The organism is Micromonospora sp. C97 (genome assembly GCF_018070385.1).
Classification (GTDB): domain Bacteria; phylum Actinomycetota; class Actinomycetes; order Mycobacteriales; family Micromonosporaceae; genus Micromonospora; species Micromonospora parva.
Genome location: NZ_JAGPXU010000006.1, coordinates 233719 through 248557, shown reverse-complemented (window position 1 = coordinate 248557; position 14839 = coordinate 233719). Strand labels below are relative to the sequence as shown.

At 70.9% G+C, this 14839-nt stretch carries 17 protein-coding genes; 5 read left to right on the top strand and 12 right to left on the bottom strand.

Annotation, left to right across the window (positions count from 1 at the left end):
• The first annotated feature begins 177 nt into the window (after positions 1-177).
• The gene (panB, locus tag KBX26_RS12315; RefSeq protein ID WP_210865449.1) at positions 178-1023 is read left to right on the top strand and encodes a 3-methyl-2-oxobutanoate hydroxymethyltransferase; all 846 of its coding nucleotides are present in this window, start codon (positions 178-180) and stop codon (positions 1021-1023) included.
• Positions 1024-1075: 52 nt separating this feature from the next.
• Here the strand turns inward: panB and npdG are convergent, their stop codons facing one another.
• From npdG to KBX26_RS12295, 4 genes are all read right to left on the bottom strand, one after another.
• On the bottom strand, positions 1076-1774 hold the full coding sequence (gene npdG / locus KBX26_RS12310) for an NADPH-dependent F420 reductase (RefSeq protein WP_030330123.1): 699 nt from the start codon (positions 1772-1774) through the stop codon (positions 1076-1078).
• A gap of 101 nt (positions 1775-1875) precedes the next feature.
• On the bottom strand, positions 1876-3306 hold the full coding sequence (locus tag KBX26_RS12305) for an RNB domain-containing ribonuclease (RefSeq protein WP_210865448.1): 1431 nt from the start codon (positions 3304-3306) through the stop codon (positions 1876-1878).
• An 80-nt stretch (positions 3307-3386) separates the two neighbouring features.
• Positions 3387-4199, bottom strand: coding sequence for a hypothetical protein (locus KBX26_RS12300; RefSeq protein ID WP_081883751.1), 813 nt, complete (start codon positions 4197-4199; stop codon positions 3387-3389).
• Positions 4200-4282: 83 nt separating this feature from the next.
• Positions 4283-4486 carry a hypothetical protein gene (locus KBX26_RS12295; protein ID WP_030330129.1) on the bottom strand — a complete coding sequence of 68 codons (204 nt, stop codon included), beginning with the start codon at positions 4484-4486 and terminating at the stop codon, positions 4283-4285.
• Positions 4487-4662: 176 nt separating this feature from the next.
• Here KBX26_RS12295 and KBX26_RS12290 point away from each other — a divergent pair, with 176 nt between their 5' ends.
• Complete coding sequence (locus KBX26_RS12290) at positions 4663-5160, top strand: NUDIX domain-containing protein (protein WP_030330131.1); 498 nt, start codon at positions 4663-4665, stop codon at positions 5158-5160.
• Between the two features lie 3 nt (positions 5161-5163).
• Here KBX26_RS12290 and KBX26_RS12285 read toward each other — a convergent pair whose 3' ends face one another.
• From KBX26_RS12285 to KBX26_RS12275, 3 genes are read right to left on the bottom strand one after another with little or no spacing between them, the layout of a single operon-like run.
• Positions 5164-6120 carry a hypothetical protein gene (locus KBX26_RS12285; RefSeq protein ID WP_245233570.1) on the bottom strand — a complete coding sequence of 319 codons (957 nt, stop codon included), beginning with the start codon at positions 6118-6120 and terminating at the stop codon, positions 5164-5166.
• 31 nt (positions 6121-6151) lie between these two features.
• Positions 6152-7162, bottom strand: coding sequence for a hypothetical protein (locus KBX26_RS12280; protein WP_210865447.1), 1011 nt, complete (start codon positions 7160-7162; stop codon positions 6152-6154).
• Complete coding sequence (locus tag KBX26_RS12275; RefSeq protein WP_030330137.1) at positions 7156-7488, bottom strand: PadR family transcriptional regulator; 333 nt, start codon at positions 7486-7488, stop codon at positions 7156-7158. The genes KBX26_RS12280 and KBX26_RS12275 overlap by 7 nt, the downstream gene beginning before the upstream one ends.
• A 165-nt stretch (positions 7489-7653) precedes the next feature.
• On the opposite strand from KBX26_RS12275, the gene KBX26_RS12270 reads away from it, so the two are divergent.
• On the top strand, positions 7654-8244 hold the full coding sequence (locus KBX26_RS12270) for a GrpB family protein (protein WP_081883752.1): 591 nt from the start codon (positions 7654-7656) through the stop codon (positions 8242-8244).
• 142 nt (positions 8245-8386) lie between these two features.
• On the opposite strand, the gene KBX26_RS12265 is transcribed toward KBX26_RS12270, so the two are convergent.
• A complete protein-coding gene (locus tag KBX26_RS12265) occupies positions 8387-8977 on the bottom strand; it encodes a GNAT family N-acetyltransferase (RefSeq protein WP_030330141.1) in 591 nt (196 codons plus the stop codon).
• A 65-nt stretch (positions 8978-9042) separates the two neighbouring features.
• Between KBX26_RS12265 and KBX26_RS12260 the strand changes: the two genes are divergently transcribed.
• Positions 9043-9927, top strand: a complete 885-nt coding sequence (locus KBX26_RS12260; RefSeq protein WP_030330143.1) for a transglutaminase domain-containing protein — start codon at positions 9043-9045, stop codon at positions 9925-9927.
• Here KBX26_RS12260 and KBX26_RS12255 read toward each other — a convergent pair.
• The 3 genes from KBX26_RS12255 to KBX26_RS12245 all read right to left on the bottom strand — a co-directional run bounded on the left by KBX26_RS12255 (position 9914) and on the right by KBX26_RS12245 (position 13057).
• Positions 9914-10855, bottom strand: a complete 942-nt coding sequence (locus KBX26_RS12255) for a redoxin domain-containing protein (protein WP_210865446.1) — start codon at positions 10853-10855, stop codon at positions 9914-9916. The two genes, KBX26_RS12260 and KBX26_RS12255, sit on opposite strands and share 14 nt — an antisense overlap.
• Positions 10856-12079, bottom strand: coding sequence for an epoxide hydrolase family protein (locus KBX26_RS12250; RefSeq protein ID WP_210860471.1), 1224 nt, complete (start codon positions 12077-12079; stop codon positions 10856-10858).
• Between the two features lie 198 nt (positions 12080-12277).
• Positions 12278-13057 (bottom strand): SDR family oxidoreductase, encoded by a 780-nt coding sequence (locus KBX26_RS12245; protein WP_030330148.1) that lies wholly within the window; start codon positions 13055-13057, stop codon positions 12278-12280.
• A 141-nt stretch (positions 13058-13198) separates the two neighbouring features.
• On the opposite strand from KBX26_RS12245, the gene KBX26_RS12240 reads away from it, so the two are divergent.
• A complete protein-coding gene (locus KBX26_RS12240; protein ID WP_030330150.1) occupies positions 13199-13819 on the top strand; it encodes a TetR/AcrR family transcriptional regulator in 621 nt (206 codons plus the stop codon).
• A 42-nt stretch (positions 13820-13861) separates the two neighbouring features.
• On the opposite strand, the gene KBX26_RS12235 is transcribed toward KBX26_RS12240, so the two are convergent.
• Complete coding sequence (locus KBX26_RS12235; protein ID WP_210860475.1) at positions 13862-14710, bottom strand: SDR family oxidoreductase; 849 nt, start codon at positions 14708-14710, stop codon at positions 13862-13864.
• Between the last annotated feature and the right edge of the window lie 129 nt (positions 14711-14839).

Below are 14839 nucleotides of genomic sequence, written 5' to 3'. Positions count from 1 at the left end.
CGGGTCGGTGACGCGGCCCGGCGCCGCCGCACGGTGACCTGGCGGTCACGTCGCCGCCTTCTCGCCCCGGCCGGAGTGACATCTTGCACTGGGCCCTGCCGTCAGCCCGTCGCGCGGTGCGACGATCGCGACGGAACCCGGGGACCGCGCAGGCGGCCTCGAGGAAGGGAGACAGAGATGGTGGAGTCCACTCCGAACGAGGTGACCGCGTTGTACGGCGGCCCGGCCACCCGACGGGTCCGCACCCGCGACCTGATGGCCGCCAAGGAGCGCGGCGAACGGTGGCCGATGCTCACCTCGTACGACCAGTACACGGCGTCGATCTTCGATCAGGCGGGAGTCCCGGTACTGCTGGTCGGCGACTCGGCAGCGAACAACGTGTTCGGCTACGAGACGACCCTGCCGATCACCGTCGACGAGCTGCTCCCGTTGGTACGGGCGGTGGTGCGGGCGACCCGGCAGGCGCTGATCGTCGGTGACCTGCCGTTCGGCTCGTACGAGGAGGGCCCGGCCCAGGCGCTGCGGACCGCCGTCCGGTTCATGAAGGAGGGTGGCTGCCACGCGGTGAAGTTGGAGGGTGGCCGCCGTAACGCCGCGCAGATCGCCGCGATCGTCGGGGCCGGCATTCCGGTGATGGCGCACATCGGTTTCACCCCGCAGAGCGAGCACACCCTGGGCGGCTACCGGGTGCAGGGCCGGGGCGACACCGCCGACGAGGTGCTGGCCGACGCGCGGGCGGTGGCGGAGGCGGGCGCGTTCGCTGTGGTGCTGGAGATGGTGCCCGGCGAGGTGGCCAAGCGGATCACCCACGAGCTGCCGATTCCCACAGTGGGCATCGGTGCGGGCCCGGACACCGACGCGCAGGTGCTGGTCTGGCAGGACATGGCCGGGCTGCGGACCGGCAAGGCCCCCCGGTTCGTCAAGCGGTACGCGGACCTGGCCGGCGCGCTCACCGACGCCACCCGCCGGTTCGCCGACGAGGTCCGCGGCGGCGAGTTCCCCGCCGCCGAGCACACCTTCTAGCCAGCGGTGTCGGGGTGTCCCCCGCACGGGTGGGACACCCCGACACCGAGGCTCAGAGGTCGGTGACGCGGATGCCGGCGTGGGCCTTGTAGCGCTTGTTGATGGCGATCAGGTTGGCGGTGAACGCCTCGATCTGGTGGGCGTTGCGCAACCGACCGGCGTAGATGCCCCGCATGCCGGGGATCCGGGCGGCGAGCGCGCCGACGATGTCGACCAGCTCACGGTCCTCGGTGCAGATCAGCACGTCCAGATCGATCCGGTCGACCTCGGGGTCGGCGAGCAGCGGTGCGCTGACGTGGTTGAACGCGGCGCAGACCCGGGAGTTGGGCAGCAGCGCGGCGGCCTGCTGCACGGCGCTGCCCTCGTCGACCGTCAACGCGTACGGGCCCTGCTTGTCGAAGCCGAGCGGGTTGACGCAGTCGACGACGATCCGGCCGGCGAGCGGCTCGGCGAGGGCGGCGACGGTGGCGGCGTGCCCGTCCCACGGCACCGCGATGATCACCACGTCGCTGCGTCGGGCCACCTCGTCGTTGGCGGCACCGGTGACGCTGCCGCTGGCCGGCACCCCGGGCAGGGCGGCGATCTCGGCCGCGGACTCGGCGGCCCGCTCGGCCGACCTCGATCCGATCAGCACCGTCTGACCGGCCCGCGCGAACCGGTAGGCGAGGCCCCGCCCCTGGTCGCCGGTGCCACCGATGATGCCGACCGTCAGCCCGGACACGTCGGGCAGCGTGCTCGCGTCGTATGCCATGGCCTCATCCTCGCAAACCGCCCGGTGGGTCAGCAGCGCCGAGCGTTGTGAGAATCCCCGCTGCCCCGGACTCCCCCGGCGCTCACGAACACCGGCAGCGCTCAGGCCAGCTCGAACAGGACGCTCCGGGCCGCCGGGTCGGCGGTGACCAGCCGGACCCGCACGCGTTCGCCGAGCGGCAGTTGGCCGAGGCAGCGGGCGCGTACGGGCGGGGCGTCCAGCGCGACGGTGCCACCGGGCGGGCGGGGCCGGGACTTGCCGTTGGGCGGGGCGTCGACGTCGAGGACGGCCGCGTCGAAGGTTTCGCCGACCCGGTGTTCCAGCACCGCCGCCTCGGCCAGCTCGACGGCGCCACGAGCGGCCGACGAGGCGATCCGGTCGGTGCTCGCCATCGCCTCGGGCAGCCGGGGCAGGGCGGCGCGGGCCCAGTCGGGCACCGGCTGGCCGGTGTGCAGGGCCAGGCAGACCTCGGTGGCGTACCGGTCGGCAAGCCGCCGCAACGGGGCCGTCACGTGGGCGTACGCGGCTGCCACACCGCCGTGTTCCGGCTGCTCCGGCACTTCCCCGTCGAAGGCGGTGTACGCGGCACCGCGCATCAGCTCGGCCGCCTGGTCGATGAACGCCGCGGCGCGCGGCTGGGCCGGGTCCAGAGCGGCGATGACCTGTCCCGGGCCCACGTCGTCGGGCCAGTGCACGCCCAGCGGGGCGGCGGCGGCCCGGAGCCGCTGCACCGCCTCCGGTTTGGGCGCCGGCATGGTCCGCAGCAGGCCGACCCGGCCGGCCAGCATGATGTCGGCGGCGGCCATCCCGGTCAGCAGGGAGATCTGCGCGTTGTGCTCCTCCATCGGCACCGGCGCGCGCAGCACCAGCCGCCAGCCCTCACCATCGGGCTCCAGATCCTGCTCGGGCAGCGGCAGGTTGATGGCGCCGCGCCGCAACCCCCGCGCGGTCAGCAGGTCGCCGATCTCCGGCAGCAGGGCGATCGGGTCGGCCAGCCGTCCGGCCTCGGCCGCCGCCTGCACACCTGGGTAGTCGAGTTTGGCGCGACTGCGGACCAGGGCGCGTTCCACCTCGACGGCCACGGTGGCGCCGTCGGCGTCCAGGTCGATGGTCCAGAGCACCGCGGCCCGGTCGACGTCGGGCAGCAGGCTGGCGGCACCCTCGCTGAGGGTGCGCGGGTGCAGCGGCACGTTCCCGTCGGGCAGGTAGATGGTCTGCCCCCGCCGCCAGGTTTCCGCCTCCAACGCCCCACCAGGGGTGACGTGCGCGGCGACGTCGGCGATCGCGTACCGCACCCGGTAGCCGCCACCCGGGCGGCGGGCGAGGTGCATCGCCTGGTCCAGGTCCCGCGAGGTGGCGGGGTCGACGGTGACGAACGGTATGTCGGTGCGGTCGACGGGCGGCTGCGGCGGTGCCGCAGCCGCCTCGTCGGCCTCACGCTGGGCGTCGGCAGGGAAATCCTCGGGCAGGCCGAGTTCCCGGCGCAACGCGCCGAAGTCGATGCGGGGCGCGAGTACGCGTCGGATGACCACGGGTCAATCCTGACAGTGCCACCGGTGATCCGCTTCCGGTGACCGGCCGGGAATTCCACCTGGCAAGAGGTGGTCCGTGCTCAGCCTGTCGCCTTCCGGGCGGCGGAGCGGGCGCCCTTCGGTGCGGTGGCCCGAGCGGCGACCGGCCGGGCCGGCGACTTGCGGGCGGTCACCTTGCGCGCCGGCGCCTTGGCCGCGACGGTCTTCTTCGCCGGGGCCTTCTTCGCCGCCGCCTTGCGGGCGGTGGTCGACGAGGTGCCGGTCGCCTTCGCGGCCGGGGCCTTCTTGGCCGGGGCCTTGCGCGCGCCGCCGCTGGGGCGGGTGGACGCGGTCTTCTTCGCCGCTGTCGTCTTCTTCGCCGCTGTCTTCTTGGCGGCGGACGCCGTGGTCGCGACCTTGCGCGCCGGGGCCTTCGCCGCGGTGGCGGTCTTACGGGCGGGCGCCTTCGCGGCCGTGGTCTTCTTCGCCGCCGAGGCCGTCGTCTTCTTCGCCGCGCTCGCCGTCTTCTTCGTCGCAGCGGTGGTCTTCTTCGCGGCGGTGGTGGTCTTGCGCGCCGCCGACGCCGGAGCGCGCTTGGCGGTGGCGGTCGTCTTGCGGGTGGCGGCAGCGGTCTTCGCCGGCGCCTTCTTGGCCGCGGCGGTGGTCTTGGTCGTGGTCCGCTTCGCCGGTGCCTTCTTCGCGGGGGCCTTCTTCGCCGCCGTGGTGGTTTTCTTGGCCGGCGCGCGGCCTGCCGCACCGGCCGCCTTGCGGGCCGGTGCCTTCGCGGCACCGGCGGTGGACTTGCGCACGGGGGTGGTCCGGCTCGCCGCCGTGTTCCGCTCCGCCGCGGCGGTCTTCTTCGCGGTGGTGCGTCGGGCGGCCGGGCGCTTGGTGGCCTGCTGTGCTTCGGCCATCGTGGTTCCCTCCTCGGGGGACGTGCTCTCGCGTGCGTCCTCGCGGAGCACGAAATGCCTCGGCGCGAGCCGTCCCGCGCCGCCTATCTGTCGTCCCCGGCCCAACGAGCGTCCTCGGCATCCCACGCCTCGTTCCGCTCCTGCACTCGTTGCAGGGCGTTCTCGGCGTCGGCCGCCGAGTCGTACGGCCCGAGAACGTGCTTCGCCGGACACACGTTGGCGTCCGTCTCGACCCGGTGATGTCGGGTGCACCAGTAGAACTGCCCACCACGTTCGCTGTCGCTCATGGGAATCACTGTGCACCGCGAACCGGCCGGCCGCCACCGGATCGCACAAGTCGCCGACGATCTCCACAGTAGATATGCATCGGCTCTGTCGGGCCGAAACGGCGAAACGCGTGGGACTGGAACACCAGAAGATGCGCAGGTGAGCCGCGCGGTGGCGTCGCCTCTATGATCGCCGGATGGCGATTCCGGACTACATCGTGGGCATGCGCAAGCACGTCGGCCACGACCTGCTCTGGCTGCCGAGCGTCAGCGCGGTGGTCCGCAACGACGCCGGTGAGCTGCTGCTCGGACAGCGCGCCGACGACGGGCGCTGGTCGGTGATCAGTGGTTTCGTCGAGCCGGGCGAGCAGCCGGCCACCGCGCTGGTCCGCGAGGTGCGTGAGGAGACGGGGCTGGACGTGGCGCCGGTGCGGATGTCCAGCGCCGTGTCGCACCCGCACACGTACCCGAACGGGGACCGGTGCGAATACCTCAACCTGGGGTTTCTGTGTCGGCTAATGGCCGGCACCGCCCGGGTCAACGACGACGAGTCGCTGGACGTGCGGTGGTTCCCGTTGGACCGGCTGCCCGAACTGGACAAGCACGCCCTGCTGGTCATCGCGTACGCGCTGCGGGAAAACCAGTTGGCCGGTTACCTGGAGCCGGGCACGACGTGGGACGACGTGCCCGACTGAGGTTCACACCGGGGTCGGCGCGAGGGCGACGGGCACGGCGGGCGCGGACCGGGCCGCCCGAATGGTGTACGCGAGCGCGTACGGCATGCAGGCCAGGTAGAACATCGGCTCCAGCAACAGGCGGTCGGTGATCAGGAAGATCTCCCACGACGTGGGGCGGGGCAGGCCGAAGTTCCAGTCGGTCCAGCAGGCGAAGAGCCACAACGGCGCGGAGATCCGGTCGACGCTGTCCGCTGTCATCGCGTCGGCCGCAACGGTGCCAGGCCCCGGAATGGTCTGGATCACGAAGAGGATCACGGCCAGGTCGGCGGCGACGAGCGCGCCGACGAGGCCCACCGACCAGGCGACGCCGACCCGGCCCCGGGCGGCGAGGCTCGCCGCAGCCCAGAGGGCCAGCGTCAGGCCCGCCGACCAGAGCAGCAGACCGGGTACGAAGCTGCCGAGGACACTGCCGTTGATGACGGACATGAGCCCGAGTGCGGCCACACCGACGGGGAGCACCACGCCGAGCGCGATGCGCAGTGGCCCGTGCAGTGCGGTGTGCCGGGCCGACCGTGCCGTGTACTTCGCCAACAGCACCGCGAAGCCGAGGATCAACATCGACCAGAGCGGCAACTGCACCGCGCTCGACCAGCTCACCAGCATCGACAGCCAGTTGTAGACCTGCGCCATGGCCAGCGCGCTGACGACCACGATCGCGGCGCAGGCGAGGGGGGCCAGGAGCAGGGCGGCGGCGGTACGGCGGGCCCGCTGATGCATCAGGCGGCGGTCGAGGAGCGGGGCACCGGCTCGGCTGACGGCGAGGCTCGCCGCGAAGCCGACCATCGTCGTCCGGCGACCGTTCTCGGCGAGCACGTGCAGCTCGGCGGCCCATTCGCGGCGCAGGTCGTCGCGGACGTCGGCCGGCCAGCGGCGCGCGGCCAGCCCCAGCAGCAGCTCGGCGATCCGACGGGTCAGCATGCCGGCGCTCCGGTGGTTGCTCGCGTGGCGTTCACCCGTTCGCCGCTCGGGTGCCCGGGTTGGGCTTTCGGCTCGACGTGGACGTCCAGCCGGTGGCGCTGCGCGTCGCCCCCAGAGCGGCGGGCGCGAACCGGGCCGCCCGGATGGTGTAGGCGAGCGCGTACGGCATGCAGGCCAGGTAGAGCATGGGCTCCACCAGCACCCGGTTGGTGATCAGGAAGATCTCCCACTGGATCGGCCGGGGCAGGCCGAAGTTCCAGTCCGTCCAGCAGGCGAAGAGCCACAGCGGCGCGGAGATCGGGTCGACGCGTTCCCGTGCCTCGATCACCGGACCGGCGCCGATTCCGCCCGGGTAGGTGTCGACGACGGGGAGGATCACCGCGAGGTCGGCGGCGACGAGCGCGCCGAGGACGCCCACCCACCAGGCGGCGCGGAGGCGACCCCGGGCGGCGAGGCTCGCCGCGGCCCAGAGGGCGAGGGTCAGGCCGGCCAACCAGAGCAACAGACCGGGTACGGCGCCGGCCAGGCTCTCGGGACTGGTGACGCGCACGAACAGGATGACGGCCGCGCCGAGCGGGATGACCACGCCGAGCGCTATGCGCAACGGACTGGCGAGGGCGGTGTACCGGGCCCAGCGGGCAGCGAACACCGCCAACACGACCGCCAGCACGATGACGACAGTCGTCCAGATCGGCTTCTGCGCCCGCTCCGCCCAACCTGCCCGGAACATCAACCAGTTGTGGACCGGGAACATCACCAACGCACCGACGGCCACGATCCCGACGCAGGCGATCGGGGACAGCAGTAACGCGGCGACAGTGCGGCCGGTTCGACCACGCATCAGGGTGCGGTCGACGAGCGGGGCACCGGCACGACTGACGGCGAGGCTCGCCGCGAAGCCGACCATCGTCGTCCAACGACCAGTCTCGGCGAGCACGTGCAGCTCGGCGGCCCATTCGCGGCGCAGGTCGTCGCGGACCTCGGCCGGCCAGCGCCGGGCGGCCAACTCCAGCAGCAGCTCGGCGGCCCGGCGGGTCACCACGCTGGCGCCCCGGTGGGTTCGGTGACGCCCCAGGACGGACGACCGTCGGGGATCGCGGCCCGCAGCTCGGCGAGCGTCCGTCGGGCCTGCGCCACGCCTTCGGCGGTCAGCCGGTAGTAGCGGCGAGCCGGTCGGCCGGCCGTGGCGGGGTCGATCGCCTCCCAGTCGGAGGCCAGCCAGCCGGCCCCCTGCAGCCGGTGCAGCACCGGGTAGAGGGTGCCGCTGGGCAGGCCGGTCAGTCGCATCAGGTCCAGCCCGTAGTGCTGCTCGTCGGGCTCGGCGAGCAGCGCCGCGAGCACCTTCGCGACCGGAATCGTGATCCGCATCCGACCACTGTATCGGAACTCTACATAGGGTGGGAGCACCTTCTCCGCGCGTCGGTCGGGTGGGGCCGCATCGATCGTCGTGGCGTCGCCGCCGCACCGCGCGGTCGGCTGGCGGCGCGGCGGTCACGTAGTCTGGCGGACTTTGCTTCTTCCGAGGAGGTTGACGTGGCCGAGTACCCGCAGGACGTCGTGCAGCGCTTCCACGCCACCCCCGAACAAGTCGACGCCGGCCTGGTCGGCGAGCCGCCCCGGACCTGGGCGTCCATCGTCATCGAGGAGTACGACCCCGCCTGGGCGCAGCGATTCGCCGCCGTCCGCACGTCGATCGTCGAAGCGCTGGGCGACGTGGCCCTCGGTGTGGAACACGTGGGGTCCACGGCGGTGCCGGGGCTGGCGGCCAAACCGATCATCGACGTCGACCTCACCGTCGAGGACACCGCGACGGAGCCTGCCTATCTCCCCGCGCTGGAGCGGCTCGGGTACCGGCTCGTCCTGCGCGAGCCCTGGTGGCACGGGCATCGGATGCTCGTCGGCCCGGCCGAGGACGTCAACCTGCATGTCTGGCCGCAGGGCGCGCCCGAGCCGGTCCGGCACCGGCTCTTCCGCGACTGGCTGCGCTCGCATCCGGACGACCGGGAGCGGTACGCCGAGACCAAGCGCCGCCTCGCGCGCGACACGGCGCACCGGCCCCGCGACTACAGCCTGGCGAAGAACGACGTGATCGACGAGATCTACGCCCGCGTCTTCGCCGCCTGACGACCTCGTGTCGCCGCCGTCCACGCGCAGATCTTGGACAGTTTCCGTTACTAGCCAACGGAAACTGTCCAAGATCGGGCGGTGGGCCGCGGGTGCGGACCGCCAGCCGACGGTCCGGGGTTGATCCCCCAACCGTGACGTTTCAGCGCGGCGGCTGCTGCATGATCCAGGTGGGCACCGGCTCGGACAGGGAGCCCACCACCTCCCAGCCGGCCCGGCGGTACAGCTCGACGTTGCCCGGGTTGCTGGTCTCCAGGATCGCCGGCAGGCCGTCGGCGGCGGCACGAGCCAGCCCGGCCCGCATGACGGCCCGACCCCAACCGCGTCCGGCGCTGTCGGGGTGGGTGCCCAGGACACCGAGATACCAGAACGGGTACGTCGGCAGGGCGTCGTGCACGGTGTCGTCGTAGCCCTGCACCCGGGCCAGCACATCGGCCGGGTAGGGATCTTCCTTCGGCGACCCGGACACGACGGCCGGCACGATGCCCGGCTGCTCGGCCGCCGGCGGCTCCCAGATGGCGGCGGACGCGCCGGCACCGATCGTCCAGATCGACGACCAGTGCACCCGCTTGTCGAAGAGGTTCCCGAAGAAGATGGCGGCGTAGCGCGGGTAGGTCTCCTCGTCCGGGAACAGGAACCGCAGCACGGGGTCCTTGACGAACGCGGCGACCAGCGAACCGACCACCGCGTCGCGGTCGGCTGGGGTGGCGATGGTGATCTCGGGCGTTGTCACAGCAGTCGACACTAGCCGGAAATGCGCCTTGACCCTGACACGGTGGCGGGCCGAAGACTGCCGCCATGAACCTCGATGACTACCGAAACCACTCCCCCTACAGCGCTCCCGGCCGGCACGGCGGGCTCCTCGACGCCGTGGCGACCGACATCCCCACCGTGGCGGCGACCGTCCGCAACGTGATCGTCCACTACCGGGCCGGCGGCGTGGAGCTGCCCGACGACCGGCTGGAGGAGGTGAACCACCGTTGGATGGACCGCATCCTCGACACCGACCAGTCCCGTTTTCCCCTGCCGCTCACGAGCGGGCGCCCGGCAGCCGAACGGGTGGCCGGCTGCTGCCGGGACCACACACTGCTGTCGGTCGCGATCCTGCGCCAGCACGGCATTCCCAGCCGCAGCCGGGTCGGCTTCGCCTCCTACTTCACGCCCGGCTGGCATCACGATCACGTCCTGGTCGAGTACTGGAACGGCCACCGCTGGGTCTGGGCGGACCCGGAGCTCGACCCGGCTGGCGACTGGCGGTTCGACGGCTACGACATCGATCCGGGGGCGGGTCTCTTCGATTCGGCGGCGCGGGTGTGGTCGGCGTACCGGGCGGGGGCGACCGATCCCGACGTCTACGGCGTGGCTCCCGACCTGCCGGTCCACGGCGCCTGGTTCATTTACAACTACGTCATGCACGAGCTGGCCCATCGGCAGAAGGATGAGCTGCTGCTGTGGGACAGCTTCGGCGCGATGACCGACGACCTCGCCGACGCCGACCTCACGCTCGCCGACGAGATCGCCGCGCTGCTGCTCCAGGCGGACGACGGCGACGAGGCCGCGGAGAAGGCGCTGGCCGACCGGTACGCCACCGACAGCCGGCTGCGTCCCGGCGCTCGGGTGCGCAGCTTCTCGCCGGTCTCCGGCACGGTGAGCACCGTCGAGCTGCGCGTCAGCCGAAGGTGAAGGCGTACGCCTCGGCCCCGGGCTCGCCGAACGTGATCTCCAGGGTCCGTTCGCGGATCGCGTCGTCCTGGCGGACGAGCTGGTAGAGGCGGCCGTCCTGGAGGACGCCGTTGCCGTCGGCGTCGACGTCGACGCCGTGCGACGGGCCGGGAGCAGCGCCGTCGAGCAGCACCCGGAACGGGATCGACCGTCCCGCCCCGGGGGCGAGCACGAGATGCGCGTCGCGGGAGTGGAACCGGACGGCGACGCCGCCGCCGGCCCGGTCGAGCACGACGTTCTCCGAACCGATCGTCCACTCCCCCGCCAGGGCCCACTGATTGAGGTCGAGGCTCTGCGGCACCTGGTATTCGCGGCGTTCGTCCAGCGCCGGCTCGTTCGGCGACGCGAAGTGTTCACCGCGACTGAAACCGAGGTACGTCTCGGGCGTGCGCAGGTTGGCCCAGTCGGCCTCCGCCTCCGGGCCGACCCCCTCGACGGGTACGGGTGCGCGCTCGACGCCGAGCAGTTGCTGGAGCACCCGCTCGGACTCCTCGTAGCGTCCCTCGCCGAAGTGGTCGTCACGGATGACGCCGTCGGTGTCCACGAAGTAGAGCGCCGGCCAGTAGTGGTTGCCGAAGGCACGCCAGATCACGTAGTCGTTGTCGACCGCCACCGGGTAGTCGATGGACCGGGCAGCGACCGCCCGCCGCACCCAGTCGACGTCGTGCTCGAAGCCGAACTCGGGCGTGTGCACCCCGACGACGACAAGCCCGTCGTCGCGGTAGGCCTGTGACCAGGCGCGCACGTACGGCTCCTGGCGCAGCCAGTTGATGCAGGTCAGCGTCCAGAAGTTGACCAGGACGACGCGCCCGCGCAGGTCGGCGGGGCCGAGTGGCTCGGAGTTGAGCCACTCGGCCGCCCCGTTGAGCGGGGGCAGGTGCACGGCCATCTAGCGCAGCGACCGGAAGGCGGTGCGAAGCTCTTCGGAGAAGATCTTCGGCTGTTCCCAGGCCGCGAAGTGCCCGCCCACGTCGAGCTTGTTGTAGTAGATGAGGTTGGAGTACGCCTGCTCGGCCCAACTCTGCGGCGCCTCGTACAGCTCGTCGGGGAAGACGCTCACGGCGACCGGGATTTTCACGCCCTTGGCGGCGAAGAACGACAGCTTGTTCTCCGCGTACAGTCGAGCCGAGGAGACCCCGGTGTTCGTCAACCAGTAGAGCGAAATGTTGTCGAGGAGGTCCTCCGGCGTGATGCCTCGGGGCTGCCCGGCGACGGACTCGGAAATGAGCTTCAGGCTGGCGGCGTCATGGTCGAGCATGTAGGTCGCCAAGGCGACGGGCGAGTCAGCCAAACCGGTCAGCGTCTGCGCGCGTCCCATCTCAAGGGCGTAGCTGGAATGCTTCCAGAAGAAGTCCGCCTGCTCACAGGCGCGCCTCTCATCGTCGGAGAGGTTGGACGGGAGCGAGGCGAGGGGATTGTTAGCACCAGTGATACCGGACTGGAGCATCGCATCGATGTCGGGCGGATACACACCCGGCATGTTGGTGTGAATGCCGATCAGTTCCGGAGGTGCCTGCACTCCCATCAGATCCGTGATGAGCGCACCCCAGTCGCCACCCTGCGCCACGAATCGCGTGTAGCCCAGGCGTTTCATCAACTCGATCCAGGCGGTGGCGATGTGTTGCGGGTCCCAGCCGGGCATGCTCGGCTTGCCGGAAAAGCCGTAACCAGGCATCGACGGGATCACCAGATGGAAGGCATCCGAGGCGCTCGCGCCGTGCTCGGTGGGATTGGTGAGCGGGTCGATGATCTTCATCTGTTCGATCACCGAGCCCGGCCACCCGTGCGTGACGATGAGCGGTAGGGCGTCCTCATGCTTCGAACGGATGTGGAGGAAGTGGATGTCGAGGCCGTCGATCTCGGTCATGAACTGTGGTAGGGCGTTCAGCCTCGCCTCGACCTTGCGCCAGTCGTACTCTTTTTCCCAGTAACGCGCGAGGGCCTGCATTGTGGCAAGCTGCACTCCCTGCGACTGGTCGTTCACCGTTTCCTTGTCCGGCCAGCGGGTGGCTTTGATGCGCCTTTTCAGGTCGTCAAGGTCGGCCTGGGGAATGTCGACCGAGAACGGCCGGATCTCCGTGGTACCCGGACGAGTCTTGGTTTTGACAGCCATGCGTTTTTCCTCTCCGTCTAGGTTTGCGCCTCGCGAGGAGAAAGCATCGGGTGCAGGCTCTGCCCGGACTCAGGTGCCAATGAATGGGCACGCCGCCGCCATATCTCGGAGCCTAGTGTCGGCCGACCGCGATGGTCGGTGAAGTCGACACTTGCTCAACTGCCTTCCGGACGGCGGTCGACACAGCGGACAGCGACCTCATGCGGTCTCGGCCTGGAGGGCGGGGCCGAGGAGGAGTCCGCCGTCGATGACGTACTCCGAGCCCGTGATGAACGACGCGTCCGATGAGGTGAGGAACAGGAGAAGTCGGCTGACATCGGTCGGCTCCCCGAGCCGGGGGATCGCGAACGGCTCGGGTGAGTAGAAGTCGGCGATTGCCGCGACTGCGCCAGCTGCTGGTTCGTGGATGAAGGGGGTCGATATCACGCCGGGGTGGATGGTGTTCACCCGGATGTGGTCGCGGCCGAGTTCGAGTGCCGCCGTTTGGGTGAGGCCTCGCACGGCCCACTTACTGGCGACGTACGGCGCGTAGTGAGCCGTGCCGCCCAGGCCCATTGTCGAGCCGATGGTGACGATGGCTCCCCCTCCCGCCCGGCGCAGCGCGGGGGCCGCGACCTTGATGCCGAGGAAGGTCCCGGTGAGATTGATGTCGAGGATGCGCGACCACGTGGCCTGCTCGGTGTTGTCGATCGTCGCCGGCGGATTCTGCACGCCGGCGTTGTTGACGAGCACGTTCAGGGCGCCGAAGGCGCTCTCGGCGGCCAGCACAGCGGCGGACCACGAGCTCTCGTCGGTGACGTCGAGGCGGGCGAAACGAGCGCGGGTTCCCAGCTCGTCGGCGAGAGCGGCGCCGCGCTCGGCGTCGATGCCGCCGATCACCACGTTCGCTCCCTCGGCGTGAAAGGCGCGCACGTGGCTCGCGCCCTGGCCGCCGGTTCCACCGGTGACGAGCACGGTCTGGTTGTCGAAGCGGGGCATCAGATGCTCCTTCGGTACGGGGGTGGATGACCGTCGTGGTGATGACCGGGCGGCCAGTGGTGAGCCGGTCGACTCACCACTGGCCTGACACTAGGTGGACGGCAGAGGCGAGTCAAGCCACTCACCTCGTATGCTCGGCCCATGAGCAGGGCCTTGACCACGTATCACCAGCGCGTCGCCCAGGAGAAGCGGGCGCTGATCGTGACGGCCGCGACCGCGCTGTTTCTCGAGTTGGGCTACGACCGGACGTCGCTGGCGCGGATCGCCGAGCGCTCAGGAGTTTCGCGGGCCACCCTGTTCAAGCAGTTTCCGAGCAAGGCCGCGCTGTTCGACGCCATCGTGACCGAGTCCTGGTCGACGGCCGACGAGGAGGACCCTCCGCCCACCGGCAACGTCGTTGCCGGGCTGAGCATCATCGGCCGCCGTTACGCCGCGCTGCTGGGCCGCGCCCAGATGACCGACCTGTTCAGGATCGTCATCGCCGAACTGCCGCGGTTCCCCGAGCTGGCCCATGCGCAGTTCTCGCGCGGGAAGATGCCCTACTTCGAGTCCGTCCGCAGCTACCTCCTGGCTGAGCACGAGGCGGGAACGGTGCGGGTCGAGGACGCCGAACTCGCGGCCACCCAGTTCCTGGGCATGATCTCCAACTACGTCTTCTGGCCGACGCTGCTGGTGCCGGGCTGGGAGGTGAGCGCCGAACGCACCGCCCAGGTGGTCGACGAGGCCGTCCGCACCACCGCCGCCCGATACGCCACGACGTGACCACCGACGTCCGCGCACGGCACCGACGCCCGGCAGGACCGGTCACGGGCGCTCGACGGCTTTTTCGGCGGCGCGACTGACCTGCTCCCAACCCGCCCAGGTGTCCATCCGCCGGCGGGAGATGTCGAACGCCAGGTCGTACACCATGCTGCCGAGCAGGAGCCGCAGCGGCGGGTCGTCGCTGTCGACCAGCCGCAGCAGCGCCTCGGCGGCCAGCCGGGGTTCGCTGTCGATCGAGCCTTCCGCCCACTGGCGTTCCATCTCGGCACGCAGTGGTGCGTAGGCGTCCATCGGAGTGGTGGCGCGCACGCTGGTGTAGAGGTCGGTCCAGTAGCCGCCCGGCTGCACGATGCTGACGGTGACGTCGAAGGCCGCCGCCTCCATCGCCAGCGCCTCACTCATCCCTTCCAGGGCGAACTTGCTCGCGCTGTACAGGCCGGTGCTGGGGAAGCCGCCGAGCGCGGCGATGCTGGAGACCTGCACGATGTGACCGGACCGTTGGGCGCGCAGGTGTGGCAGCACCGCCTGGCTGACCCAGAGCGCGCCGAAAAGGTTGACCTCGAACTGGGCGCGCGCCTCGGCCTCGGTGAACTCCTCGATCATGCCCATGGACAGGGTGCCGGCGTTGTTGACGACGATGTCGAGCCGACCGAAGTGCTCGACGGCGGTGCCCACGGCCGCGATCACGGCCGCGCGGTCGGTGACGTCGAGGGTCAGGGCCAGCAGCCGGTCGGCGTACTTCTCGTCGAAGTCGCGGTGCGCGATGGTCCGGGCGGCGGCGACCACCCGGTCACCGCGGTCGAGCGCGGCGTCGGCGAAGGCGCGGCCCAGGCCGCGGCTGGCGCCGGTGATGAACCAGGTACGGGGGGCGGCGTCGGAGGGGGTGCGCATGCGAAGCCTCTTTCCTCTTGACGAGACGAGACGAGACGAGACGAGACGGTTCGTCTCGTTACGGCTGAAGGCTAGACGCACCCCGACACCACGTCAAGACGAGACGGTCCGTCTCGTCGTTGCTATCGT